Origin of the sequence: Rhodanobacter sp. MP7CTX1, assembly GCF_014205795.1 — a bacterium.
Lineage (GTDB): Bacteria > Pseudomonadota > Gammaproteobacteria > Xanthomonadales > Rhodanobacteraceae > Rhodanobacter.
In genome coordinates, this window is record NZ_JACHCN010000007.1 from 187,480 (window position 1) to 212,805 (window position 25,326).

General features: G+C 58.5%; 21 protein-coding genes and 1 pseudogene. 9 read left to right on the forward strand and 13 right to left on the reverse strand.

Going from position 1 to position 25,326, the window contains the following annotated elements:
- Positions 1-103 precede the first annotated feature (103 nt).
- Both HDE77_RS11250 and HDE77_RS11255 read left to right on the forward strand, forming a co-directional pair.
- Positions 104-1,357, forward strand: a complete 1,254-nt coding sequence (locus HDE77_RS11250; RefSeq protein ID WP_184417413.1) for a threonine/serine exporter family protein — start codon at positions 104-106, stop codon at positions 1,355-1,357.
- A 591-nt stretch (positions 1,358-1,948) separates the two neighbouring features.
- Complete coding sequence (locus HDE77_RS11255; RefSeq protein ID WP_255482664.1) at positions 1,949-2,611, forward strand: TIGR02466 family protein; 663 nt, start codon at positions 1,949-1,951, stop codon at positions 2,609-2,611.
- 128 nt (positions 2,612-2,739) lie between these two features.
- Here the strand turns inward: HDE77_RS11255 and HDE77_RS11260 are convergent, their stop codons facing one another.
- The 4 genes from HDE77_RS11260 to HDE77_RS11275 form a co-directional block, all read right to left on the reverse strand.
- Positions 2,740-4,269, reverse strand: a complete 1,530-nt coding sequence (locus HDE77_RS11260) for a CehA/McbA family metallohydrolase (protein WP_184417414.1) — start codon at positions 4,267-4,269, stop codon at positions 2,740-2,742.
- A gap of 18 nt (positions 4,270-4,287) precedes the next feature.
- Complete coding sequence (locus tag HDE77_RS11265) at positions 4,288-7,092, reverse strand: TonB-dependent receptor (protein ID WP_184417415.1); 2,805 nt, start codon at positions 7,090-7,092, stop codon at positions 4,288-4,290.
- A 130-nt stretch (positions 7,093-7,222) separates the two neighbouring features.
- Positions 7,223-8,362: a FecR domain-containing protein gene (locus HDE77_RS11270; protein WP_184417416.1), complete on the reverse strand. Its 1,140-nt coding sequence runs from the start codon at positions 8,360-8,362 to the stop codon at positions 7,223-7,225.
- On the reverse strand, positions 8,355-8,870 hold the full coding sequence (locus HDE77_RS11275; protein WP_184417417.1) for an RNA polymerase sigma factor: 516 nt from the start codon (positions 8,868-8,870) through the stop codon (positions 8,355-8,357). The genes HDE77_RS11270 and HDE77_RS11275 overlap by 8 nt, the downstream gene beginning before the upstream one ends.
- A 972-nt stretch (positions 8,871-9,842) precedes the next feature.
- On the opposite strand from HDE77_RS11275, the gene HDE77_RS11280 reads away from it, so the two are divergent.
- Together HDE77_RS11280 and HDE77_RS11285 are read left to right on the forward strand one after the other, a co-directional pair.
- Positions 9,843-10,055 (forward strand): AbrB/MazE/SpoVT family DNA-binding domain-containing protein, encoded by a 213-nt coding sequence (locus tag HDE77_RS11280; protein WP_184417418.1) that lies wholly within the window; start codon positions 9,843-9,845, stop codon positions 10,053-10,055.
- A 34-nt stretch (positions 10,056-10,089) separates the two neighbouring features.
- The gene (locus HDE77_RS11285; RefSeq protein ID WP_184417419.1) at positions 10,090-11,040 is read left to right on the forward strand and encodes a D-2-hydroxyacid dehydrogenase family protein; all 951 of its coding nucleotides are present in this window, start codon (positions 10,090-10,092) and stop codon (positions 11,038-11,040) included.
- Between the two features lie 311 nt (positions 11,041-11,351).
- Here HDE77_RS11285 and HDE77_RS11290 read toward each other — a convergent pair whose 3' ends face one another.
- From HDE77_RS11290 to HDE77_RS11300, 3 genes are all read right to left on the reverse strand, one after another.
- Positions 11,352-11,783 (reverse strand): chloride channel protein, encoded by a 432-nt coding sequence (locus tag HDE77_RS11290; protein ID WP_221444235.1) that lies wholly within the window; start codon positions 11,781-11,783, stop codon positions 11,352-11,354.
- A gap of 146 nt (positions 11,784-11,929) precedes the next feature.
- Positions 11,930-12,766 (reverse strand): plasmid replication/partition related protein, encoded by an 837-nt coding sequence (locus tag HDE77_RS11295; protein ID WP_184417420.1) that lies wholly within the window; start codon positions 12,764-12,766, stop codon positions 11,930-11,932.
- A 314-nt stretch (positions 12,767-13,080) separates the two neighbouring features.
- Complete coding sequence (locus tag HDE77_RS11300; RefSeq protein WP_184417421.1) at positions 13,081-13,758, reverse strand: zinc-binding alcohol dehydrogenase family protein; 678 nt, start codon at positions 13,756-13,758, stop codon at positions 13,081-13,083.
- Between the two features lie 9 nt (positions 13,759-13,767).
- Between HDE77_RS11300 and HDE77_RS11305 the strand changes: the two genes are divergently transcribed.
- From HDE77_RS11305 to HDE77_RS20530, 3 genes and pseudogenes are all read left to right on the forward strand, one after another.
- On the forward strand, positions 13,768-14,262 hold the full coding sequence (locus tag HDE77_RS11305) for a hypothetical protein (RefSeq protein WP_184417422.1): 495 nt from the start codon (positions 13,768-13,770) through the stop codon (positions 14,260-14,262).
- A gap of 176 nt (positions 14,263-14,438) precedes the next feature.
- Positions 14,439-14,855, forward strand: a complete 417-nt coding sequence (locus HDE77_RS11310; RefSeq protein WP_184417423.1) for a hypothetical protein — start codon at positions 14,439-14,441, stop codon at positions 14,853-14,855.
- Between the two features lie 306 nt (positions 14,856-15,161).
- Positions 15,162-15,788: pseudogene (locus tag HDE77_RS20530) on the forward strand (YoaK family protein); the annotation flags it as partial.
- 30 nt (positions 15,789-15,818) lie between these two features.
- Here HDE77_RS20530 and HDE77_RS20295 read toward each other — a convergent pair.
- From HDE77_RS20295 to HDE77_RS20300, 4 genes are all read right to left on the reverse strand, one after another.
- Positions 15,819-16,856 (reverse strand): FUSC family protein, encoded by a 1,038-nt coding sequence (locus HDE77_RS20295; RefSeq protein ID WP_221444236.1) that lies wholly within the window; start codon positions 16,854-16,856, stop codon positions 15,819-15,821.
- A gap of 234 nt (positions 16,857-17,090) precedes the next feature.
- Positions 17,091-17,867 (reverse strand): alpha/beta hydrolase, encoded by a 777-nt coding sequence (locus tag HDE77_RS11320; RefSeq protein ID WP_184417424.1) that lies wholly within the window; start codon positions 17,865-17,867, stop codon positions 17,091-17,093.
- Between the two features lie 173 nt (positions 17,868-18,040).
- Positions 18,041-18,607 (reverse strand): cysteine hydrolase, encoded by a 567-nt coding sequence (locus tag HDE77_RS11325; RefSeq protein WP_184417425.1) that lies wholly within the window; start codon positions 18,605-18,607, stop codon positions 18,041-18,043.
- A 240-nt stretch (positions 18,608-18,847) separates the two neighbouring features.
- Positions 18,848-19,018 (reverse strand): hypothetical protein, encoded by a 171-nt coding sequence (locus tag HDE77_RS20300; protein ID WP_221444237.1) that lies wholly within the window; start codon positions 19,016-19,018, stop codon positions 18,848-18,850.
- A gap of 34 nt (positions 19,019-19,052) precedes the next feature.
- Between HDE77_RS20300 and HDE77_RS11330 the strand changes: the two genes are divergently transcribed.
- Positions 19,053-19,862, forward strand: a complete 810-nt coding sequence (locus tag HDE77_RS11330; protein WP_221444238.1) for an isocitrate lyase/phosphoenolpyruvate mutase family protein — start codon at positions 19,053-19,055, stop codon at positions 19,860-19,862.
- A gap of 39 nt (positions 19,863-19,901) precedes the next feature.
- Positions 19,902-20,495 (forward strand): isochorismatase family cysteine hydrolase, encoded by a 594-nt coding sequence (locus tag HDE77_RS11335; RefSeq protein ID WP_184417426.1) that lies wholly within the window; start codon positions 19,902-19,904, stop codon positions 20,493-20,495.
- A gap of 986 nt (positions 20,496-21,481) precedes the next feature.
- On the opposite strand, the gene HDE77_RS11340 is transcribed toward HDE77_RS11335, so the two are convergent.
- Both HDE77_RS11340 and HDE77_RS11345 read right to left on the reverse strand, forming a co-directional pair.
- On the reverse strand, positions 21,482-22,120 hold the full coding sequence (locus HDE77_RS11340) for a response regulator transcription factor (protein WP_184417427.1): 639 nt from the start codon (positions 22,118-22,120) through the stop codon (positions 21,482-21,484).
- A complete protein-coding gene (locus HDE77_RS11345) occupies positions 22,117-25,119 on the reverse strand; it encodes a sensor histidine kinase (RefSeq protein ID WP_184417428.1) in 3,003 nt (1,000 codons plus the stop codon). Before HDE77_RS11345 ends, HDE77_RS11340 begins: the two co-directional genes overlap by 4 nt.
- Positions 25,120-25,326: the final 207 nt, after the last annotated feature.

Below are 25,326 nucleotides of genomic sequence, written 5' to 3' on the forward strand. Positions count from 1 at the left end.
AAGTCATGGTCCCGCATCGGTTGAGCAGGATGAGCTGCCCCAGGCGCTTCGACCAGTTCTATAAATCGTAAGTGCCCAGGCGCATGGATCTGGATGAAGCCTGATGACCTCCAATGAGCGTCGCAATCTCGTCCTCATTTTCGCGCGGACACTTTTCATCAACGGCCAGGCCACCGATCAGACCGTGGCGGCGGCTGAGCGTCTTGCCCGTGCACTTGGCTTACGTGCGAACGTCACCGCACGCTGGGGAGAACTTCAACTGCGCTCCGATAGCACGGGGGACAGTTTAATCACCCAACTATCGGCTGATCCCGCTGGGGTCGATATGGGGCGCGTAGCATCGACGATGCAGGCGATAGAGGATGTGGAGTCCGGGCGGCTCGCGCCAGATACCGCAACGAAAGTGATCAGCTTGATATCGCGTGCGCCCCCCGCACCAACGTGGCTCTTCGCGCTTGCTGCGGCGGCAGGTGCCGTAGCGCTATCCGTGATTTTTGGCGGCGGCCATCTCGTTTCCACGATCCTGATATTCGTGAGCGCCGGATCTGGAGCCTTCTTACGCCGAGCTCTCTCACATCTCAGTACCAACGAATTTCTGCAACCATTTTGCGCAGCCATACTGGCAGGCGTTATCGGCGCGTTGGCGGTTCGATTCGGTCTGAGCTCATCACTGCGCCTTGTCGCAGTTTGTCCGTGCATGGTCCTGGTGCCAGGACCACACTTCCTCAATAGTGCCATGGATCTTATAAGCGGCCGTGTCCATCTTGGCGCAGCGCGATTGGTCTATGCCGGCCTCATCGTCGTTGCAATCTCGACGGGGTTGCTTCTGGGCCTGGCTCTGCTTGGCCTTGATCTCCCAGTCGATCCACCGGGACGTACTGTTGCTTTATGGCAGGATGTGATTGCCGCCGGCATTGCGGTTGCTTCATACAGCACCTTCTTTTCCATGCCGTTGAACATGCTGCACTGGCCGGTGGCGGTGGGCATGCTGGCCCATGCCCTGCGCTGGGTTGCACTTATCGTGTTCGGCTTTGGTGCCGCCGCCGGCGCACTTGTCGCTTGCATCGTCGTCGGATTGATACTCACTCCAGTTTCTCGCCGCTCGCATATGCCGTTTGCAGCCATCGGCTTCGCTGCCGTCGTGTCGATGATTCCCGGCGTCTATCTTTTCAGGATGATGAGTGGGCTTGTGCAGATTGCCGGTGGTGCACAGCCAACGCTGTCGTTGATAGGGGGAGCGATCTCTGACGGTATGACTGCCTCGACCATCACTCTCGCGATGAGCCTCGGTCTCGTCATTCCAAAAATAATCATTGACCGATTCAGCAATCCATCAACACCAGCGGAAAAGTCCTGACATTGAAAGCGATGTCGATGCTCGCCAGGAGGTCTGGCGCGGTAGCTACGGCTATACCTGGGCTAGGGCGCACCACGGAGGTCGCGCATGCCAGGGCGCCCCATGGCCGCCTTGGATAACTTGCCCCTGTCGTCGGTAACGGTGAGGAAATAGCCGCAACTAGCCGAGCAAGCGTCGGAAAGACGATCAGGGCAAGTTATCAGGGCAGAGGAGGGCGATCTCGCCGCGATTCTTCGGTCAGATCCAGGGAGTCCGAGTTCGTTCGCTCTGAAACCAATTCAGCTGAATCCGATCAGGGGAGCAGCTCCTGCGACTTATGTAGCGAATCCGCCACCTGCAGACCGTCCATCTATCAAACGATATCGCATATCAGGGTGCTTGAACTCTGACGCCGCCGGGCTTGCGGCATTGCCTATTTAATTGATGCAACGCATGGCCTTGTCCGCGAGCGGGCCTGGCGTAGCGGAGGGCCAAGCGGCCATCGCGGGAGGTCCGCTTCCGACTGGGGGGGAGGAAGTCTCTTTCTACGCGCCCCATTTTCTGGAGAACATTGCGAGTAACAGCGGAGTCTGATTCAATCGCTCGAATGAATTGTTCAAGGTCGTTCGTGTAATGGGATGGAGTCACAACGTCACGGTGAGTGGGCGCACCGCAGCCTCGCAAGAAGGCATGCCGCCGGCGAAGCCTTTCGATCTGTTTCCGACTCGCATTTGGCAGGTTTCGTTGAACCGGTTTTCGTCGCGTTTCGCTGAATGGTTAGCGACAATCGAAGCCTTGCGGGCAGCTGCTCCGATTCCTGCAGGAAGGACCAATCGCGGAGGCTGGAATAGTACGGATAACGCCGTCCTGCATCAGCCCATCTTCGGCGAGTTGCACAAAACCATACGCGACTATTGCCTGCAGGCGTTCAACGAAATGGGGTTGGCCTCGCCTGCGTTCGAATTGCAGTCATGGGCGAATATCCATGATCGAGGTGGGTTCAACTTTCAGCATATGCACGAAGGGGCGCTGCTCTGCGGAACATTCTATCTGCAGGTTCCAGAAGGCTCCGGCGCGCTGGTATTCAAGGACCCGCGACCCGGCGTGCACAATTCCTATGCCAAGGGTTCCGGAGCAAACGCATTCAAGGACATCCAGCTGCATCCCTCAGCCGGACTGCTTGTTCTGTTCCCTCATTGGTTCGAGCACTTCGTTGAGCCGCATGGCAACGATACGCCGCGCATCTGCATCCCGTTCAACGCGCTGCCGCCTTGAGCCGCGCGCACACCAATGGGCGCGACGGCACTGCCTGCTCATCTAGCGGAGGCTTTTTGTGGAGAAGCTTCAGTCCTCCACACCGCCCACCTTTCGCATAGCGCAATCGGCATACACGGCAACCGTCTTCAGCCGTTGATGTAAATGGGATTGCCTACCATCAGCAGTTCGCCACCAGTGCCAAGCACGTTGGCACGGACCCAGTGGCGCTTGCCGTCGCTGCTCCAATCGAATGACGCCGACTGCTGCGCGCCATGGATGGCCAGATCGGCATTGGGCTGTATCGTCTTGCCATCGGCAATGATTTCGATATGGTCACCAGCCAGTGCTGATGTCGTGACTGTGATTTTCACGGTGCTTCCCGCTGAAGCGGATAGCGCATCGCCCATCTCGGCTGTCTGGTCGCCTGCGCGCGCGGTCAGGTCGAGCATGCGATCGCGAGTGCCTTGCACGTCGATGAAGACGTGCCCCGCACGAATGCCATCCAGGATGGCCGGCATGGAAAGTTCGCGCGCATGTACCACCGTGGTCGGTGTTCCGATCGGGATGCTGCTGCCCGGAAGGTATACCACCGATTTGGCATCATGGTTGTCGCTGCCACCGATCGCTGTGAGGCGATAGCCTTTGCTGATCTGATTCTGCCAGAACGGGATCCCCGATAGCGCTGGACGTATGGCATCCGGACCGTTGACCGCTTCGATAGCCTGGACGAGATGCATGTCCACAGGATCTTTGGGCGCCCAACCACAACCCATGCATGTCTCGTCATCGGGGCGTCTCGCATGGTTGATCGAGATCACTCCATGCAAGGTCGAGACGTTGCGCAACAGAGCATTCCAATCCGGTACCGATGCACTACCCACCCGAAAATCGACGGGCTGGGATGCGCCGAACAGATTGGCGTGGCCGCTGAACGTGGTCAGCTCGCGCGCCGGCATCAGCAGAAGGCGGTCGAAGTACGGCTGCAGCTCCCGGATATCATTGAACTGCGACACCGTGTTGTGATCGCTCAGCGCGATGAAGTCCAATCCACGATTCACCGCCGCTTCAACAGTCAGGAACAACGGGCAGGGAACACGTTGCGCTCTGCTCTGGTTGGTACAGCTGCCATCGCTGTGTGCCCCGTGCATATGCAGGTCGCCGCGGTACCAGCCGGCTTCCTTTCGCAGTGGCGGGTTCAAGACATCCGGGCCCCATGCTGTTGCGGCGTCATGAGCAAACCAGACGCGTGCGGTGTAACTCGCATGCGCGTTGTTTCGAATATTGGGAATGCCCAAGAGCAGCGTCCAGCGACCGGGGCGAATTGCCCCCGGAAGATACGACGGCGTGGCGTCGGTGGCCGATACAGTGAAGACGTGTTTGCTACCGCCGCTCCAACCTCGAAAACCATCCTGGCCCCGAAACCCATCCGGACCCAGCAGCCCGAGATCGACGGTGGTGTGCTGCTCTATGCCGGTGTAGTCGAAGGCGACCGTGATGCGCGTGACACCAGGGGGCACATCGAACGGCACACTGCGATAGGTCTCGTTGTCTCGCCCGTCGATGTCGCCGTGCAAGATGCGATCCTGTGCCATGGCACAGAAGCTGGCCGCCACCAACGTGGATCCCAGGAAGAGTCGCAGGAGGCGACGCCTTGTTGCATGGAAGGTTGCAGACATGTCCGATACCATCACGATTTAAAAGCGATACATGACGGAAGCGCGCAACGAGCGTCCCAACAACGGGCGCGCGATGAACACCGTAGCCCCTGCATCGCTGCTCTTCAATTCGCCGGAGCGCGGATTGCCCTCGGTCAAGCCAAGCGAGTTGTTGAGGTTGTCGGCATACAGGAATACCGATAGATCTTGCGTCGCTTGATAACGAGCGCTGAAGCCAATCGTGTGGTACTGCGGCAAAACGACTGAATTGGCGGTATCGGTATAACGCCTGCCTTCGTACTCGAAGGACATCTGCAAGCGGATCTTGTTTTGAAGCAAGTTCAGGCCGGGCACGATGCGCGCACTAACCTTGGGTACGCGGATCAACTGATTATCGTCATAGTCCAGCAATACAGGCGCACCGGCAACGACCGTCGTATAGCTCAGGCCCTTGTACTTGGGATCTTCCAGCGTGGCGTCGTACTGCACATCGAATAGCGATGAAGGATAGAAGGTACCTTCGAGCTCCAGGCCATAGGTTTCCGTATTTGCATAACCGGTCTCCGCAGTCGAAGCGCCAGTATTGATGTTGAATGCGTAGTTGCTGAAGTTGACGTCGTTATATTTTGTATAGAAAACCGTCGCGTAGGCATCGAGATAGCGGTTGCTGAATTTGTACCCGATCTCGGGCAGGACCATGGTCTGCGTAATCGGCGTGGCAGTCGGTGTGGTGATGTATGAACTTAGATTGGGCAGGCGAAAGGTCGATGTATAGCGTGCAAACAACCCCTGGTGATTGTCGAACTGGTAGTTCGCACCAAGAGTCCAGCCAAGCTTGTCGAAGCTATGGTTGTAATCCACGAACTGACCACTGCCAGTGAGGATGTTCGAGCTCCAGGGCGTGCCGAGATTCACCGTCTCCGGGCTTTCAGTCCAGCCCTGCGTATTCACCTTCTCCCAGCGTGCGCCCGCGTCTATGCGTAGCTTGTCCGTGACCTGCGATTCGTCGGAAAAGTAGAACGCATTGGTCGCTGATGTACCGCTTGCGTGTGCCCATTCGTAGCCGTTCGCGTAGATGCCGTTGTCAGTCAGCATGCCAATGGGGGTGCCGTTGGCGTTTACCGCAGCCAGATTCAATAGGCGCGCGTTATCGGATGCATCCATCAATACGGATGAGGAATACCGATCAAAACTCTGGTCGAAATGCGCATAGTAATAGCCGAACGTGACATCGTGCGTCTGGTCGCCAAATTCGAATTTTCGCATCAGACGCGTGTCGCTGGTGATTTCGTTCATCGGCATGGTGATGCCCCGCAAGCCGCCGAGCACGACCAGGCCGTTACCGTTCTGATTCGCGTTATTGAACACTTGATTCGGCGCATTGACGTACTGAAGCTGCATGCCACTGGCCGCAGGATAGTACTCGGCCAGCCGAGACTGCGCTGAAGCCAGGAAGGTCGCTGCTGTCTCTACGGCATTCGGATAAACGCCATTACGCTGGGTGTCGGTATCGCTGTAGCGCAGACCCTCGGCGACCTTCCAATCATCACCGAGGTTGTAGTCAAACTTGAAGGTGAGTTGGGTACGCTTCACTTGCGTGCCGAGGCTGTTATCGAAGTTGTAGTCGCTTCCGTTGCCCTGTTGCAACTGCATGTGCTCAGTCTCGGGGCCGGCCAGCGTACCGTAATTACCGTTCACGCCTGGCACCGCCACGAGATCTCCACTCGGGTTCCTATACATGGGAATGCCAAGGTCAAGCGCCACCTTGTCGTCCATGTGCTTCACGTCGAAGCTGACATCACCGTTTTCGAACGTACGCGAAAGCGTCGCACGCAATTGGCCGCCCTTGTCGTTATTGAAGCCGGGATCGCGAATGCCGTCATCGACCCGATAGAAACCGCCGGTACTCAACTTCCAGCCATCTCCAAGCGGCGTGCCGTACCAGAAATCCACGCGATTCAGGTCATAGTTGCCGACCGTATATTTAATGAGCCCTTCGGCCACGTCATCTACCTGGCGCGGAATAAAGTTGATCGCGCCCGCCGGTGCGTTGGAGTAGAAAATTGACGATGGGCCGCCGCGCACGACTTCGATGCGATCGATGGTTTCGTCGAGACGAAAGGCCTGATCCGCATTGAGGTACCCCAGAGCGGGATCGTGCTGCACAGGAATGCCGTCTTCGAGCAGGTTTACCGAACCGAAGCCGTCGACCGGGATGCCCCGTGCCCGAATGTTGCCGCTGGCCTCACCGCCGGAATCCTCCACCCAAAATCCCGGCACGGACTTCACGGCGTCGGTGACGCTCGTTGGGGCTTCCATGCGCAACCGGTCTTCATCGATGGTGGTGATCGAGTAGCTCGTCTCCGCTTTCGTGCGGACGCCCACACCGGATCGCGCGGTGACGACCACCTGATCGAGTTCCTTGGTGTTGTTGCTTGCAGTGGGCGTACCGCCACCGTTGGGGCCGGAAGGGTTACTACCTGTTGTCGTCGGGGCAGGGGCGGCTGGCAACACGGCACTCGACGACACGTTTCCCGGGACGATCGTCACCGTACCGGGCGTGATGAAGCGATAGGTAAGTCCAGTGCCTTTCAACAGCTGTTGCAACTGCTGCACCGACGCTAGTCCCGCTGCTGCACCGGGGCTGCGCACGCTATCGGCAATCTTCGATCCATAGACGATCTGCATGCCCGTTTCATGAGCGAAGCGATCCAGTGCCTGCGCGAGCGGCATGGCCGCGATGGCTGCGGTGTGCTGTGTCGGCACGGGCGTTTCGGCGAAAGCAAGCCACGGCGAGTTGCTGGCGAGCACAAGGGCTATTTGAAGGGCAAGACGATTGCGCATTTTTGGCGAGACCTTTGAAGGGATCGGGAAGTTGGCCGACACAGGCACTCAATGCGCTGTGTTCTGACCGATACCTATCTAAGAGTCTCCGGCGCGGCGATCGGGTACCGCCCGTTTCGTGAATTTTTTCTTACAGCGATCCAGCCTTGGTATCGCCAGCGCCCGACGAGGCGATTACGCGTACCCGATCGCTGTCGTGCACTACGCGCACGCCAGGCAACGTCGCCAGATACGCACTGAAAGCCTGCGGATCATTCGCGTGAAATACACCGCTGATCTGCATATCAGCGATTCGCGCATCCTCAATGACCAGCGGCGTGGATGTGTACGCGTTGAAACGCTGTGCGACATCACTGATTGTTTCGTGCTGGAAGCGGATGTCCCTGGGTAGCCATGCTGTCGCCTGTTCGACTTGCCCTGGCCGGATCGTCCCGATGCCGGATGAGCTCAGTTGAATTTGCTCGCCCGCCGTTAGATCCGCGATCTTGTCGCCGCTTCTTTGCACTTGGGGGACGTCAATCTTTATCTCGCCGGCCCCTTCCCGCGGAGCATTCCACACACGGACGCGGCCGCTTATCACCGTCAGCGAATCGCTGTCCGCATCGCGCTTGACGTCAAAGACGGTGCCGATGTCCTGCAAGATATGTCCATCGACGCGCACCAGCATGGGCCGGCTCGGATCCTTGCCGACCGCGAACAATGCGTTGCCGCGAATGACCTCGACTTGGCGATAGCGGGCATCGAAACGTACTTGGATCTGGCTGTTTCGGGCGAGCTGGATCAGGCTTCCGTCTGGAAGTCGAACGTCACGAATGGAATCCGCGTCTGCTGCATAGCTTTCCCGAAGATTGCCCGCTGTCATCCGCCACTGCCAACCGGCCAGCAACACCAACGCCACGATCGCGGCGCATGCAACGGCTTGCGCGAGCGTGCGGCGCCATGGATGGCGATATTGCGGCGAAGCCAGGCTTTCGCGTGCCATGTCGGCCACAACAAGGGGAAATACCACGACAGGATTCTCGCGCCTTGCCTGCTCCACCAAGTCGGCGGCCGCCATCGTTTCCATCGATGCGGCAGCCTTGAGGTCGCCATGCATCTGCGCGATAGCCAGGTATTCAGCCACATGCGCAGGCGAAACGTGCAACCAGGCCAGGAACGCGGCGCGCTGGCGTTCGCTGGGATGATCCTGCTGTTCGAGATACCAGGCCACCGCCTGCTCGCTTATCCGGCGTGCGCGACGCCCAGCCTCAAAGTTCGTGGTCTTACTCATAATCGGCCATCCTTTGGCGACATGCAGCCAATCCTTTGACGATGTATTTCTTCACCATATTTGTCGAAATCGCGAGCCGCCCGGCAATTTCACGATAGGACAGCTCATCGCGATAGTGCATCACGAGAACAGCCCTGCACTTGGGCGAAAGACGCTGGATGAGCACACCTAGTCGCTGCTGGCGCAACTCGCGATCCATGTCCGCCTCGGCGCTGCAAGGCGTGCTGAGTTGCTCGATGACCTCTTCCAACCCCTCACTGCTAAGCGGAGATTGCTGGCGCATCACCGCACGCTCCTTGATCAGATTGGCGGCAATGGTAAAGAGATACGCCTCGGGGTTACGGATACTGGCCGCATCGGCCGGATCGATACGCAACAGGCGCAGATACACCTCCTGCGCCAGATCCTGCGCGTCCCAGCGATGGGCCACGCGGCGCAAAAGGTAGCTATGCAGCGAAGCGCCTTTCTCCGCAAACAGCTTCGACCATGTCTTGTGCTTATCGAACATTGAGCCCTTGCGACCATTGAGACCGGGCAGGGAGAGCCAGTTCGACAGACTCCCGGAGCTTATCCAGCACTTATGACGATTTCGTGAATTTCAGAATGGTCATGGCACAACACAACGGGTGTCTGTCCTGCAAACAGCCCTGCGCCGGTTTGCAGGACTCAGTCACCACCGGTTTGCTTCGGACCACTGCGCGGTTTGTCCTTGTTATCTCGGGTAGTTGCGCCTGCACCCCTTCGATAAGCTATCAGTGAGCCTGTGCGTGGCGGCGAAAGCGCCCTGACCAATCCATTCGTGGCGACCGGAATTCGGCAATCACGTCATTCGGCGAATGCGGATGGATCACAATTTCCCCATCGACTAGTTCATCGCAGAAGCGTCCGCCACGAGGGGGTTCGATGGCGTAACGGCTGGTATGCGGATCTCCGTGCACAAGGTGCGCAGTCAAGACGCACTCGTGGGGTTCATGCACGCGCGCTATCAGGCGATGCGGCTCGAATCGGATTTCTGTGTAAACGCCATGAGGACCCCTGGCGTGGAGAACCCCTCCAAAGAGAGGGCTCACAGGGATGGGAGCACATAGTGCTGTGGAGCTGATACCCAGAAGCAGAACGATCACCCACGTCTTGGATTTAAAGCACGCGCCGAGCGCACCGCAAGCGAAGCGAAGCGCTGTCAGGGGAGGGTGGTTGGGGATAAGGTTGGGCAGGGGATCCATCGATAGATCTCAAAAATCGGCTGCTGATTGAAGCACCCGCGAGTCGCACGTGTTGAGACCTACCCTGCATCGTCGGATACCGCGTGCACGCGGGGACGTACATCCTGCGGTGCGTGCAGCGGGTGCTTTGATCGCGGATTGCGAGCCGGCCCAAGCGATGATGCGTATGCACGGCACACTGAAGAGCGACTTAACAAGCCCACCCAGTCGCGTTTCGACGACGCCGCTGTCAACGCGAGGGAAGGGCACGAGTCACCTTGTGGAGAGACCTGCTGCAACACCTCGGTATCAAGCCAGGGGAGCGGATCGAGCTGGATTTGCTGCCCGATGGCAGCGCAGAATTGAGGGCAGCCCGGTCTACCGGATCGATGGTTGGCTTTATCGGCCTACTGGCCGGCCGGACAGCCAAGGTCGCCACCATCGAAGAAATCAACGAGGCTAAGGCACTGGTCTCGGACAGTCGCAAGTGAAGGTACTCAACACACTCAGTTCGGGAGCAATACCATGGCCACCTCATCGCTTGCAAAGATCGCGATTCTGGACGATTACCAGAGCGTCGCGCTCGATATGGCAGACTGGTCGCCACTTGAGGGACGCGCAGAGATCACGGTGTTCCATGATCATTTGATGGAGGTGGACCGTCTTGTCGATCGCTTGAAACCATTCGACGTGGTGAGCGTGATGCGCGAGCGCACGCCGCTGAGTCGTACCATCATCGAACGCCTTCCCCGTCTCAAGCTGATCGCATCGACAGGCGCCGGCAATGCGTCGATCGATCTGGACGCGGCGGCAGAGCGAGGGATCAAGGTCATGAACACCGGGTACTCATCTACGCCGGCCATCGAATTGGCATGGGCCCTGATTCTGGCCATGGCCAGAAATATATCTTCCGAGAATCAATCCCTGCGTGAAGGCGGCTGGCAGACGGCCCTTGGAACTGAGCTAGCGGGCAAGACCCTCGGCATTCTAGGCCTTGGCCACATCGGATCGGCGGTTGGCGTGATCGGACGCGCATTCAGGATGAACGTGATCGCCTGGAGCCAGAATCTGACCAACGAGCGTGCGGAATCAAAGGGCATACTGCGGGTGGAGAAGGATGTGCTGTTCTCGACCTCTGACTTCCTGTCGATCCATGTCCGCCTGAGCGAGCGCACACACGGCCTGGTCGGTGCGGCGGAACTTGCTCAAATGAAACCAACCAGTCGCATTGTCAACACGTCACGCGGCCCGATCGTCGACACAGCGGCACTGATTGACGCACTCCAGAGTGGCCAGATCGCGGGTGCGGGCATCGATGTTTACGACACTGAGCCGCTAGAACTGACCCACCCGTTGCGCACGCTCAGGAACGTATTGGCCACGCCCCATATTGGCTATGTAACACGCGAGATGTACCAGACATTCTATGGCGATACCGTGCGCAACATCGTTGAGTGGCTTGATAACCAGCTGTAACCAGCCGTGGCGACAGAGCCGGGTGTCTCTTCGTCAATAGGGCCGTGGGCGATCACGCAGCTGCACCGCTTGCAATCAACTGGAGTCAAGTTTGTTGGTGGGATTCACGCGCCGCTCGCTTGGGCCGGTCGCAAATAAATGTGTTATGTGCTTTTAGAATCGGTCGGTGCTCGGGCGAAGTAACACTCTTACTTTGCGGGACGTAACAGAAAAAGTAGTTCCGGGATTGGCCCGCTGATCGAGTGATCGGCATCGACATGACTTCTGGTCTCTTGCGCGAAGTATCGAACAGGGGGTTGCCGTTCGCAGCCTTACGGCGATCCTGCCGACGTCGGTGGTAGTGGTGCGGTCGCGATTCCCGTGTACACCAGTGGCGCTACTACATCCGGGGCTGCGTCGTGAATCGGTATGGTGCGGAAGTGCTCAACCAGCATCGCCATCCCGCCCGAGCCGGCGACTGCTAACAGCATGGGAACCAGAAACGCCTGGTTTACCCGTGTGAATTCGAGCAACAGTACGATCGCCTTCAAGGGCATTCGCATTGACGTCGCGAGAAATGCAGCGGCACCAACGATCGCGAAGCTGCCCAAGGGAACGGCAGGAAACCAATGATTCCATGCGCCGCCCAATGTGATCGCAAAGAGCGCACCATTGCTGAGTCCCGGCGTTAGTAACCCGCCCATCGCGCCAACGCGGCGGGTGGTTTCGGTGCGTTGTCTGGTCAGACGAATCGCCGATTCCACCGGTTAGGCGCCTTGACGTTTGGTTTCGGCAATCGGATGGCTCGCCGGAGGTTCATGAAGCAGGTTCGTCTGATTCTAGCGGCAGACGTCAAAATCGTTTGGCTGCCGCCTTCGCGGTCGCCGTCAACGGATGTGGTCGCGCCAAGTTAGGTCAGCGCTGCCTGCAAATCCGCGATTTCCTCGCGCAGCGTCGCGTTTTCTTCTTGAAGCTCGGCCACTTGCTTGCGGAGCCGCGCAAGTTCGTCTATGCCGTCATTGAAGTCTGTCTCGGGTGGAGGTGCGATCGACTCTTTGGCGGCGGCTTCCCGCGGTTTGCGCTTGGATTCGCGCACTCGCTTGGCCGCTTCCTTGAGTTTTTTGCTTCCTGCCAATGCGGCCTCTCGCTGCTCGTCTTCCGGAAGGCTCGCGACGGCGGCCGCAGCATTGATGGAGATCGTGCCCGAACGTATGGCTGCCACGACTTCGGCTGTCGCATGCTTCTGGATCTTTTCGATGAGTGCCACTTGATTGCCGCTGAGCTTGGCCTCGCGTGCGAGCGCCTCTCGGCTAGGTGGCCGCTCGCTGGGGGCTGTGGTGGCAGAGGCTGGTTCGCCGATGGGGGCTGCCACGTCCTCGTGATCGGTCGTGGGCGCCGTGGATGCAGATGCCTGGGCGGCGGATCGCTGTGCCAGGATCTCGCGCTTGCGCAGCGCCAGAACGCCACGCTGGAAATCCGACACACTGCGCCGGCCCAGGTGTTGCTCGATCATCCACAGATGCACGTCTTCGATCGACTTGAAGTACGGGTTTTGCACCGTCTGGAACGGCAACCCATGCTTCTGGCAGATGCCGTAGCGATTGTGGCCATCCACCAATACGCCGCCCCACAACACCAAGGCATCGCGGCAGCCCTCTACAAGAAGGCTGCGCTCCAGCGACTCGTATTCCTCCGGTGTCAGAGGATCAATATAGGCCTTGAGTTCTTCGTTGACGACAATATCCATCAAAGTCAGCGCGGTCCGATAACAGAGAAAAAGTCGCGCATTGTAGTGCCTGTGGCCGGAATCGGAACACGATGTCCGCCAAGTGCTCGTTGGATTGCGCCAGAAGGCTTCAATGCCTTGGTCGGCGTGGTGGACGACGCGAAAACGGGTAGCGTCGAGGTAGGGCGGTTAGGGCAGGCTATCGGGGGTAGGGCGGACTGAGGTGTCGATCTTCCATGCGTGCCACTTGCACTACGTGCCGCGGTTTTCTCCTTTCGTGCGACGGGCTACGGCTAGTAGTGCATATCGGCCGACATGACCTTCAGAGCGTGCTCTCACTCCATGGCCCCCTGAACGATGACTTGGCGGCCACCTTCACCGCGGGCCACTCGCTGGTAGGCGTCGACGGCGTGGATCAAGGGAATGGTGTTCTGCACCTGCGGAGCCTGCAGAGTCCCATCGTCAAACAGCGGCGCTACCTCATCAAGAAGCCGTGCCGTCTGAGCACCGTCGAGCTTGAGCGAGTCGGCTCCGAACAGCTGCGATTCATTGTGATAGAAGTCGCGAACATCGAAGCTTACGCGGCTGGCTCCTGTCGCACTGATCTCCACCAGCCGGCATCGATGAGCAAGACAGCGCAGCGCCGCTTCAAACATCACGCCACCCACCGCATCGTAGACGACGTCCGCGCCCCTGCCTTCGGTTAACTGCCGAAGGCGTTCGGGCAGGTCAGCGTCAGATAGTAAGGTGCCGTCGAATAGGGCTGCGTCGGAAGCTGACAACGGTTCCCGGGTTATGCCGATGACTCGACTCCCACGCCAGCGTGCGAGCTGGGTCACTGCCTGACCCACGCTGCCGGCAGTGCCGATCACGGCAACCGTCTCGCCATGGCCGGTGCGGGCATATTCAATCAGGCCCTGCCAGGCTACGGTGTAAGCCACGCCAACGCTGGCTGCCTGGACAAAGCTGAGGCATGCCGGTTTCTGCGACAACGCTTCTAGAGGCACGCGCATGAATTCGGCGTGCGCTCCATCGATGGTAAAGCCGAACTGCCCACCGCTGCCCCATACCTCTTTGCCAAGCCATTCGGACGGCCCCTCGACAACGATGCCAGCGAAGTCGCGCCCTGGAACACGGGGGAGGGTGGTCTGGCTCATCGCCCCGGCGAGGTTCTTGACGTCGCTCGGATTGATCGCGGCGGCGCGGACTTCGACGATGGCGCTGTCGCTGTCAGCGCGCTATTCCAAGTCCCCAATACTTCCAATACCCTTCGGGAAGCGGTCCATCTGAGCGCGTTCGATACTCTGGTAGTGCGCCAGGTGCATCTAGCGGAGACGCTGCTTACCGAATTGGGCGAGCGACACCGAGCAGCAAAGTGGATGGCTTCCCATCATCGGTCCTTTGATGGTCGAACTGCCTACCAGGTCCTCGCTGACATGGAAGAGGCCCTTCTTTGGAATGCGCTGGAACGGCGGGGTTATAATGAGTCCGATTCAGAAAGTGTCTTCAAGAGTTAAGGATTTTCGCGCTGATTTGACGCATGTTGAACAATTGAAGGACAAATGGCGAAGCACAACAGTTAAGGCCCTGGTAGGTCGTCCGTAGTCTCGAAACACCATTATGGCCTTCGAGGTCGAAAGAGGAGGAAGTCTCCTTTTACTCGTTACGCATAATTCGGAATCGGGAGGTCGCAATGGCAAAAGTACAGTCTGAGGTGTCCGCAGACAAATTGGCACTCTTCGACAAGCTGGTTGCTACTTTTCCAGAAGTGCAGCTGAAGGGCGCAACCGTGCCGTATACATCTCTCAACGGACATATGTTCAGCTACCTCTCGAAGACGGGAACATTGGCGCTTCGCCTTCCCGAAGGTGTCCGCGAATCGTTCCTCAAGAAGTACAAGGCACGGCTCTGTGAACAATACGGTGTTGTCCAGAAGGAGTATGTCGAGGTTCCAGATGCCCTTCTAAGGAACACTTCAGCGCTGAGTAAGTATTTCGCGCTGAGTCTTGCCCACGTTGGCGCGCTGAAGCCTAAGTCGGCCAGCAAGAATGAGTCCGGCGACACTCACGCTACCAGCAATGCGCAGGCGATGCCCCGGGGCCAACGCTAGACCAGCCGCGACCGGTTTTGGCCGAAGTCGGATAGTCGACTAACTTAGTCAGCGTTCCTGACAAGCTTGGTCAAATTCGCTGGCTAAGCTAGTCAGTTGGGGCGGCGAACATGGGCGGCTGACGTTTTTCACTGATCAAAGCCACCCACGAGGCGCCGCGAAAAAAGTGGTGACCGCATCGGCACGACGACTGCTGGTGCGGCAGATGATTACCGGTTCCTGCGCGCTATAGAGTAAGTGGAAACGGGAACTGGGAAGATTGTCGAGCCCTGAAGCTAAATGGCACCACCAGCATGGGTGATCGCTATGAAATTTGAAGATGGCAAGCGGAGCCTGAGCGTCGCCATCTTGCTCACGCTTTCAGGAGGATTCCTCGACGCGTTCGCTTATGTCGGTCACGGCCACGTATTCGCCAACACGATGACCGGCAATGTCGCCTTGCTCGGCATGAACATCGCTGCGCTCGACTGGATCCAGGCATCGCGTCACCTGCCGCCGCTGGTGGCATTTATTTGTGCAGTATTCGTGGTGCATTTGCTGGGACTGGAGCCTGGTCGCCGCTGGGTCAGGCATCCGGCTGTCGCGTGTTTGGTCTTGGAGATCATCTTCCTGGTGGTCGCGGCGAGCCGGGTCATCCGCATCGATGATTTCTGGCTCATTCCCGGTATCTCCTTCGTGGCGACCCTGCAGACACTGTCCTTTACGCATGTCGAAGATGTCGCCTACACGTCGGTCATGACCACGGGTAACTTGCGCCGAGCCACTCAGAATCTCCTTGCAGGATTGATCCCCCGCCATGACGTCGTGTCGCTCCATGATGCATGGCTTTTGGGGCTCATAAGCCTGAGCTTCCTCACGGGTGCCGTGCTCGGCGGCTATATGACAGCGCACATGCATGACAGTGCTCTCTGGGTCGTCACCGCCTTACTCGCCGTGGCCCTGTTCGGGATTTTCAGAAAGGCCTTAGGGCGAGCGCCTGACGATACGGGATGCGGTAGCGTGGGTTGCCAGCACGAAGGCCATGCCGATCATGCAACCCAACGCCACGTTTTCCAGCCGTTGTGCTGCGGCGATACTGGATTGCCCAGCAACCACGAATAGAACAGCTGCACAGGCGCAGCGGGTAGCAACACCCACCGGGTAGCTGCGAAATATGACCAGGGTCATGACCGCCGCGACAGCCGCGAGCTCCAGGACGAAACGGTCGTGGGGCAGGGCCATTCCAAGGATCACACCGGCCGGTACGCCAATGGCCGCGCCGACGAGCCGATCACGCAGTTTGGTGCGCGCGCTTACCATGTCACCGGTAACCACGCTTGCGGCCGACCAGATGACCCACTGTCCGTAGTTCATGTGGTACCCCTCCACGATCGCCGCCGCCACAGCCACCGAGAGCGTGACGGCGATGATGGATTCCCAGTAATGAACAAGTTGAGCGGATCCAGAGCGTTGCAGGATTTTGGAAAAATGCCGCAAATAGGGAAAGTCTGCGCGCGCAGCAAGATGATGTTGGATGCACGACATCAACAGCACAGGCACCATGCCCATCGCCAAGTAAGGAAGGAAGGCAAGACCGCGTTGCAGGAGTACACCGGACATAGTGGTCCTCTCCGCAATTTCACAGGCCAGATACAACGCGGGAATAAAAGTGAAGCTGCCTAGCGCCCGAAGCTCTTTACCGTAAGCGGTCACCCAGATCGATGCCATCGCCATGATTGCGGCAAACAACACGAACAGCGCCGGAATAGCGAGGGAGAGCAGAAGGCTGAGAAAGCCGGCGGCAATGGCAAAGCCATGGATAACGACGCCGAGGGGCGCCAGGTCTGAGCGCTTCAGGGCGATGTAACTGGAAATCGTGACAAGCGAGGCTTGTAGCCAAACCTCTCGTTCCGAAACGAAGGCGCCCAAGACCAGCGGAGCCAGGACCAGCGAGGATTCCGCCAATGCCTCGGTGTCAAATAGCCGGGCGAACTTGGCCGCCATTGTCGTGAACATGTTCATCGTACGGGCGCCGTATCGCGCTATTCAAATCAGATTCAACGGGCGCGCCATGGCCTGCCCGAATGGTTGGGCCTGTGCTTCCAGTCGGTCACTCGAACACTGTCCTTGTCGCGCGCTGACTTCAGAGGGTCCGTAACATGTCGATGGGAAGGTTGTGCCGCGGCGCAGCCTTCCGATCGATAGAGTATGGCCGTGATTCTTGTATCGCGGAGGAAACTTATTCCCGGATCATCTCTACTTGCCATCCAGCGCGTGGTTTGCCGCATCTTCGATCAGCGCAGCAATCTCCTTCGGATGCGACTCGTAGACAGAATGGCTGGCCCCTGTCACTTCGATGGTATGGCTATGAGCGCGCTTGGCATACATCCGTTCAAGATCGGGGTTGATCATGCGATCCAACTTAGCAACGGCATACCAGCTCGGCTTGGTCCTCCAGGCGGGCTGGCCCTCCGGCACAGTGAATACCGACGATGCGGTGAAAACCTGCGCACGCGCCTCAAAATCCGCCTGGCTGGCAGGAAGATCTGCCGCAAAGTCGGCAGGGAAGAGAGTGGGGTCTAAATAGCTGAAGCCATCGGGCAATTTTCTGAGGGCCTTCGAGGCATTCGGGAACAGCTTGCCGTTGCCGACCTCAGTTTCTCCCTGATCCAGCGCGTGCGCTGCGACGTAGACCAGCCCTACAACGTGCGAGTCATTGCCCGAGTCCGTGATGATCGCGCCGCCATAGCTGTGTCCAACGAGGATCGTCGGTCCGTCCTGCATCGCAATCACACGATTGACTGCAGCAACATCGTCGCTAAAGGAAGTCAAAGGGTGCTGCGCCACGGTCACGTGATAACCATCTTTTACTAAAATATTGTAGACGGGCTCCCATCCTGCTCCAGTGACCCATGCGCCATGGACGAGGACGATGTTGTGAACTGGAGCTGCCTGAACTTGGCCGGTCGCAGCAAGCGCCACGAAGAGCAAGGATGCAGCTGCGGAAAATGAGCGTGCTTTGTGAAACTTCATGAAAATCTCCAGTTAAGTATGATTCGGTGAATAGGTTCGCTGTTACTTCATCCTCGGATGCCAAGAAGTCACCTCTTCCAGGCAAGAACAAACTTTTACTCAGTCCATGTCCTTCGTTGAGGTCGATATCCGCACCGCTGAGGTACAAGATCCGTGCCGGTAGCAATAGACGACTATCCCTTTGCCGGAAGGGAGGCAATCCATTGATCGACAGTAAGAACGTTCGCCGAACGAGGAAACAAGTTCGTCATCAGTTCCTCATGCAAGGTTGCCTTGGGATCAGCACATGCGTCTGAGAGAATCGTTATGCCGTAGTCTTCATCTGTTGCCAGCGTGAATGTCGAGAGGATGACGCCGCTGGTTGCAACACCCGCCATCACCAGATGCTTGATGCCTCCTGCGCGCAGGACCTCCTTCAGGTCATTGCCGTTGAAGGCGCAGTACCTATTCTTGTCCACAACAATCTCATCGCGTCCGGGCTCCAGGATCGAGATCATTTTGCTGGCATCGGGCGGGAACAGGTTCTTCATCTTGATGAGTGCAAATGCTTTGTTGCTGTCCGCAACGTCTCGGTATCCCGGACGAAACTTCACTTTGCAGAACACTACCGGCAGACCGGCTGCGCGTCCGGCCTGAAGTGCGACAGCGGCGCGTTGCGCAGCGCTCTCCGCATAGGGCTGGTCACCAATACCAATCTGAAAGTCCAGGATAAGAAGGGCAGTATCTGAAGTCTGGGGCATAGTCAGGGTCTCCTTTCACGTTGCCGCATGCCCCGCCGAGGCAATTGCGGCGATAAGTCCGGAACGCACAATCGCTCCGGGAGATACTGTCGGGGCAGTTCAAGAATGCTGTGTCTCAATGTTCATCACGATTGGTCGTAACCATCCGGCCGCCGGGCCAATCAACCGACTTTCAGAACTGCGCTCCTCGCTACATCGCACTTACCAGCTACGCAGGGTCGGCTCAACCGCAGCTCGCGGCTATTCGAGGGGCGACCGTACGGATGGGGTGAGCAGCGTCATCAATTCGGAAATGTCGTCGAGGCTCTCGATGTCGAGAACGGCCTTTTCGATAGCGCTCTGCCGGTCTGCAGAGATCACGGAGCGAGTGAGGCTCCGGTACTTGTCGACAATATCGGTGTTGGTGAGCACTCGGTCGCCGGTGCCGCGCGGGTGGGCAACCGTTTTGTCACGTGTACCGAACGCGCTCGCCGCGCGGATCGTCGAGGATCTGGGCTTCGAGGCGATCTACCTCACCGGCGCCGGATTCACCAACATGAGCCTGGGCCTGCCGGATATGGGCTTCATGGATCTGAGCCAGGTGGCCGCAGCCACCATGGCGATCCGCAACGTGACTGAACTGCCGCTCGTCGTCGACGCCGATACCGGGTTCGGCAACGCCGTCAACGTCACCCAAACAGTGCGCATGCTTGAGCGTGCAGGGGCCAGCGCCATCCAGCTCGAGGACCAGGCATCGCCCAAGCGCTGCGGCCATTTCGAGGGCAAGGAGCTGGTTCCGGCCGCGGAAATGGTCGCCAAGATAAAGGCCGCAGTCGATGCGCGGCGCGAAGGCATGGTCGTCATCGCGCGCACGGATGCGCGGGCCGTCGAAGGCTTCGAGGCGGCGCTCGACCGAAGCCGGCGCTATATCGAGGCCGGCGCCGACATGACTTTCCTGGAGGCGCCGCAATCCCTGGACGAAGTGCGCCAGGTGCCGCGAGCCTTGGGCGTGCCGCAGCTGCTGAACATCGTCGTCGGTGGCAAGACCCCGGTCATCGACAAGGCCCAGGCGGCGGAGATGGGCTTCAGCCTGCTGCTTTACGCCAATGCCGCGCTCCAGGGCGCCGTTCTCGGCATGCAACATGCGCTCGTCGCTCTGCGCGACCGAGGCGCCGTCGACGAGGCGGGCGGGCTGCTCGCCACCTTCGCCGAGCGTCAGCGCCTGGTCGACAAGCCGGGCTTCGACGCCCTGGAACGGAAATACGCTGCCCACTGAGACGCGACCCCATTCACCCCACCATTAAAGGAAACAGACATGAACACGGCCTTCATCGGATTGGACTACATCGTTGACATCACCCATGAGGAGGGCAAGCTGGCCAAGGGTAGTGCCCACGTCCTCGACGAGACGCAAATCGGTCGGGTCAACCAGACGCTTGCCCTCGCACGCTCCAAGGACTGGCTCACCGTCCTGGTCAAGGTCGGTTTTGCCGCCGGCTACGTGAACCAGCCGAAGAACTCGCCCTTCTTCGGCGGCGCCCATACGGCCGGGGCCCTGGCGCTCGGCACCCCAGGCACCGATTTCCACCCCGGCATCCGGGCCGATCTCGCCGATCTGGTGGTGGTCAAGCCGCGGGTCAGCCCGTTCTACGGCACGGAACTGGAAGCGGCGCTCCGAGCGCGCCGGATCGAGCGCGTCATTTTGGGCGGTGTCAGCACAGCCTGGGCCGTGCAGGCGGCAGCGCGTGATGCCCATGACCGCGACTATCAGGTCGTGGTGGTCGAGGATCTCTGCGCCGCAGCGACCGAGGCGCAGCATGAATCCTCCCTGGAACTGCTGCGCCTCATCGCATCGGTCGTGAAGGCGGAGGAACTCGGAACATATGAACGCTCTCTTCCGCAGGACTGACTGCGTGGCAAACGCCCGTGCCCCGGCACGGGCCCTGCTACTGGCGCCGCCCCCGCGCCTCGGCTAAAGCCAAATATAAAAATTTGATCCCCTAGATTGCAGTTCTCGATGAGCCACTCATAGGCTTGGATCACTTCGGCGTCGAGACCGTAGCGGCGCAGCGCTCAATGCTGATGATGCAATGCTCCAAGTGCGCGCCGTTCGGCGCGGCGCCATCGAAACCTCAGCCCAGGAGGCGTTCCTGCGGGCTTGGCCTCTGCCATCACTCGGAGGCTATATTTCGTAGAAAATCAGCAATCGAACGCAGGGCCTAGCGCCATTCTCGAAGATCGAAGAAGACTTCAGCACAGTCACGCACATCCGCCATGTGCCGAGGCGCACCGGCCGCTCCAACTCAGGTTTCTCTTGGCCCAAGGCAGTGGGCTGACAGCGATAAGCGTCGCTTATCGTGGGTAGCGTGCTAGCCCCGTTCCACGCGTCTGAACCCCGGTGCACTCCGGTGTGATCAGGGACATGCGCTGCGGGCCGTCGGGAGCGGATCGCGCGCAGTCTGCGGTAATTCGGGCGCCACGCCCGCCTGATATTGCGCACGGTGGCAAGCACTGAGCCAAAGCACTTCATTTTGGGTATGAATTTAGGTATGAATTGATTCTTTCATTGCGACATATGTCTTCATATCAATAGCTTGATGAGAGTTTTTGGTCTACCTCTTGAACCATTTGATGGTTTCAGGACCTCATTGCGTGAGGCATGCTGAGCTCCCATGACCCCATCTTTTTTGTGCCTGAGAAATCCCGCGCCGCCCAGGAACTGAGTGGGGCAGCCGACATTGTGGCCAACGTCGCATGGAGGGCGAAGGTGATCGAACGACTTCGTGCCCCCTTGAAGGGACCCAAACTTAGAGCCCGACTATGAAGCCGTGGTCTATACGTAGTCGGGGGGAAAGACGAATCTTGTCTGCGACGCGGCCTAAATCAACGGGCAGGCTACATGTCTTCGAGCTGCACCAAACCAGACTTGAGACTCAGCGCAACCGCCTTACTTCGTGAAGCCACACCCAGCTTGCCGAGGATGTTTCCCACGTGGGTTTTGACGGTTTCTTCGGTAACCGCAAGTTTCTTAGCAACCTGAGCATTGCTGAGCCCCCGGACCAGGCAACGGAGCACTTCCAACTCGCGGGCAGTCAAATCAGGATGGCCGGCGGTCCTGTCGAGCCGGTTACCCACCGCGGGTGATAAATACCGGCCGCCGCGGGATACCGTGCGAATCGTGGTCAGCAGCTCATCGGACGTTGCATCCTTGAACAAGTAGGCATGTGCACCTGCCTGAAGCGCTTTGGAAATGTCGCTGCTGCCCAAGTTCGCAGTGAGAACTACAAATTTCGCGACGGGCGACTTGGCGCGAAGAGTCGCAATAACTTCGACGCCGCTGCGATCGGGTAATGACAGGTCCACCAGGGAGATATCCGGCGAATGCGCCTCAAACAGCGCGATTGCTTCAGCAGCTGTCGCCGCCTCTCCAACGAGTTCAAGATCACGTTGAGAACTAACGATAGCGCCGAGCCCGGTGCGCACCACTGGATGGTCGTCCACTACCAGCACTTTGATTTTCGGTTGCACGTTCATCCGTCAATTCTCGCTGTGCTGTCACCGCGCAAATGTCGCCATAGCCGCGCCAATGCTCCAAGTCGAGGGACATAAAGCGATACCTTTGTACCTCTTCCATCCTCGCTCGTCACCTCAAGCTTAGCTCCCAGACATTTCGAACGATGGCGCATGTTCTTCAAGCCAAAACCGCGCCCGGGTTGTTCGGAGATATTCGAATGGATACCGCTTCCGTCATCAACCACCTGGACCAGCAACGAGTCCGGCTTATAGTCCAGTTTGATTGATATCCTACTTGGGCTGCCGTGCTGGACGGCGTTCGATAGCGCCTCCTGTACAATAAGTGCCATATGATGCTGCGCTTCTGGTTGCATGAGCCACGCCTTTCCGGACGAATGGATGTCCAGCTCATCCACACGCCCCCCAGTAAGTTGTCGCGCCATCACCGAGAGCTGCTCCAGCAGGCTTTTCTGATCCAGGGCTGGGGGGCTGAGGTTCCAAATCGAGGAACGCGCTTCTTGTAGGCTGCTCCTGGCAAGATCGCGAGCCGACTTCACATGGCCTACTGTCGTGCTATGCGTGCGCTTCATGCGCAGTAACGCGGCCTCTGTCTGGAAAATGATGCCGCTAAAGCCTTGAGCCAGGCTATCGTGAATTTCGCCAGCCATTCGATGTCGCTCTTCCAGGACCGCAGCTCTTGCGTGCAGCCAATTGACCCGTAGTCGATAGAATCCCAACAGCACCATAATCACCGCCAGAGCACCTAGCAAGCGAACCCACCAAGTCTGATAAAACTGTGGAAGCACCACGAAGCGCAGGGTGCTCTCCTGCGTGCCCCAACGGCCAGTATCGGCGCTCGCGCTGACATGAAATGTGTAGCGCCCGGGCGACAAATTGGTGTACTGCGCCACACGCTGGATACTGCCGGGTGTCCATTGCTCGTCAAAGCCGTCCAATCGATAGCGAAACCGCGTTCGTTCGGGTGATGAAAGATTGGGAGCGGTGTAACGAATCTCCAGACGACGTGTTCCGGGCGCAAGCCGCGCCGGTGCCGCGAGATTGACCTCGGCCTCGTCCGCAAGCATTTGCTCCACTCGAGCGGTCGGTTGCCGATCACTCAAGAAAAGTCGCGTGGGATCGACGACGACCACACCTCGGATGGTCGGAAACCATAGTCGTCCGTCGCGCGCACGCCAACCGGCAGGTTGCGAGCCGGCATTGGTTTCACTGCTCTTCATTCCGTCGGCTTTGCCAAAGAGGATGGGATGCACTGTTTTGCTGGTGCCGGCGGCTACGGCATCCAGGTCAAGGCGGCTGATGCGGAAGACGCCCTTGTTCGATCCAAACCATAGGTTGGCGGTGGAGTCCTCCAGAATGTTATTGATCGTATCGTCCGGGAGGCCCTCGTGGGTGGTGTATCGCGTGAAGCGGCCATTTTCGAGTCGGAACAGGCCCCGCCCGAAAGTGCCGATCCATAGCGTGTTCTTTGCATCCACATGCAATGCGAGCGCCTCCGCGTCGGACAGGCCGTTGGTTGCATAGCTCAGGATACGGCCATCCTGAATGCTATTGAGGCCGTCGCTGGTGCCGACCCATAGGGTGCCTGCCTTGCCTTCTGCTACGGCGTAGATGAAATTGGCCAACAACCCATCTGTTCTGGAATACAAGCGGCTGCGACCATCGCTGTAGCGCACTAGTCCACCGCCCCTCGTTGAAATCCAGAGCTGATCGGCGCCGTCCACGAGAATCCCCCCGACCATGTAGGCAGGCACGTCATTGCGGGCCGGAAGCGCTGGGGTAAAGCGCCCCTGTGACATCCGAGCTAGTCCGCCATCCGATGTCCCCACCCAGAGATTTTTCGCATGATCTTCCCACAACGACCAGGTGCTGTTGGTCGGCAGCCCGTCGGCGGTGGTGAACACGCGGACTTGATTTCCCCGCAGCCGATTGAGCCCGGCCGCTGTCGTCACCCAGATATCACCGGCGTGGTCCTGGATCACCGAATAGGTCTGATCGTCTGCCAGTCCTTCCTCCTTGGCGTAGGTCGTAAAGCTTCCGTCATGGAAGCGGTCGAGGCCGCCTTCATTCGTGCCGACCCAGATGTCCCCGTCACGGTCTTCGTACAGGCTGGTCACCAGGTCGCTGCTCAAGCCATCCTTCGTCGTGAATCGACTGACTTGCTGGCCATTAATCCGAAGCAGCCCTTCAGTCGCCGTGGAAATCCACATATTTCCATCGCGATCCTCAAGCATGCCAACCGTGTGGCCAGCCATGCCTTGAATTTTCCAGGGCTCGAAGCGGCCGTGTATTAGGCGCACGATTTCGGAGTTCTGCGCCTGTGCCCACAAGGTGTCGTCAGCACCGAAATGCAAATTGGCCACATCATTGCGAGGCAGCCCATCCTTGGTTGAGTAAGCCTCCATCTTGCCGTTGATCAGGTGATTCAATCCGTGAGCGGTGGCGATCCAAAGAGACTTGTCTTTATCCGTGACTAGTTGCCTGACTGGATCACCAGACAATCCATTGGCGGCCGTATAGGTTTTGATAACTTTCCCGTTGTTGAAGAGCGTCACACCGCCATAGCCGCCTATCCACACACTGCCATCGAGGTCGGCGGCAAGAGCCATCCCACCGCGTGCGCCGATCGCATCTACATGGGTAAAGATGCCATCGTGAAAAGACGTGACACCACCATTTGAGGTCGCGATCCATAGTGTTCCTTGGCGGTCCTCGACAAGGTCTACGATGTAATCGTCGTGAAACGCGGGAGTATTGGTGTGATCGAAGACAGCAAAGTGCACTCCGTCAAATCGAGCAATGCCCGCTTGCGTGCCGACCCAAAGATAGCCGTCCGTCGTCTGAAGGATCTTGTTGACTGAATTTTCGGGAAGCCCTTCGTCTGTTCGCCAAACGGTGTGCACGTATTGGGTGATGGCTTTGGTCGGATCAAGCGCGATCGCAGACTGAAATGGGATGGCGACCCAGAGTAATCCAAGCATCAGTCTTGCTAGTCGGCTCACTACTGTCTCCACGAAACTCTTGGGCCAAGTTTTTCGATGCTAGGGAATGCGCAGCGCTTACCGAGCAGCATGCCAGCGCACAGTGCTCAATCTACTCCACTCGATGCGAGTCAGCGTCGTGCGCAACCTGAATTCTCGCCGCGTGTCGTTGACGTTCTCTGCACGTCGCTCTCGATCGCCATAGGACTGCTGATGCTTTTGCCTACG

Excerpts from the sequence above, each read along its gene's own strand:
- HDE77_RS11250 (WP_184417413.1), top strand. The coding sequence starts at position 104 with ATGACCTCCAATGAGCGTCGCAATCTCGTCCTCATTTTCGCGCGGACA.
- HDE77_RS11260 (WP_184417414.1), bottom strand. The coding sequence starts at position 4,269 with ATGTCTGCAACCTTCCATGCAACAAGGCGTCGCCTCCTGCGACTCTTC.
- HDE77_RS11265 (WP_184417415.1), bottom strand. The coding sequence starts at position 7,092 with ATGCGCAATCGTCTTGCCCTTCAAATAGCCCTTGTGCTCGCCAGCAAC.
- HDE77_RS11270 (WP_184417416.1), bottom strand. The coding sequence starts at position 8,362 with ATGAGTAAGACCACGAACTTTGAGGCTGGGCGTCGCGCACGCCGGATA.
- HDE77_RS11275 (WP_184417417.1), bottom strand. The coding sequence starts at position 8,870 with ATGTTCGATAAGCACAAGACATGGTCGAAGCTGTTTGCGGAGAAAGGC.
- HDE77_RS11285 (WP_184417419.1), top strand. The coding sequence starts at position 10,090 with ATGGCCACCTCATCGCTTGCAAAGATCGCGATTCTGGACGATTACCAG.
- HDE77_RS11295 (WP_184417420.1), bottom strand. The coding sequence starts at position 12,766 with ATGGATATTGTCGTCAACGAAGAACTCAAGGCCTATATTGATCCTCTG.
- HDE77_RS11300 (WP_184417421.1), bottom strand. The coding sequence starts at position 13,758 with ATGCGCGTGCCTCTAGAAGCGTTGTCGCAGAAACCGGCATGCCTCAGC.
- HDE77_RS11310 (WP_184417423.1), top strand. The coding sequence starts at position 14,439 with ATGGCAAAAGTACAGTCTGAGGTGTCCGCAGACAAATTGGCACTCTTC.
- HDE77_RS20295 (WP_221444236.1), bottom strand. The coding sequence starts at position 16,856 with ATGAACATGTTCACGACAATGGCGGCCAAGTTCGCCCGGCTATTTGAC.
- HDE77_RS11320 (WP_184417424.1), bottom strand. The coding sequence starts at position 17,867 with ATGAAGTTTCACAAAGCACGCTCATTTTCCGCAGCTGCATCCTTGCTC.
- HDE77_RS11325 (WP_184417425.1), bottom strand. The coding sequence starts at position 18,607 with ATGCCCCAGACTTCAGATACTGCCCTTCTTATCCTGGACTTTCAGATT.
- HDE77_RS11335 (WP_184417426.1), top strand. The coding sequence starts at position 19,902 with ATGAACACGGCCTTCATCGGATTGGACTACATCGTTGACATCACCCAT.
- HDE77_RS11340 (WP_184417427.1), bottom strand. The coding sequence starts at position 22,120 with ATGAACGTGCAACCGAAAATCAAAGTGCTGGTAGTGGACGACCATCCA.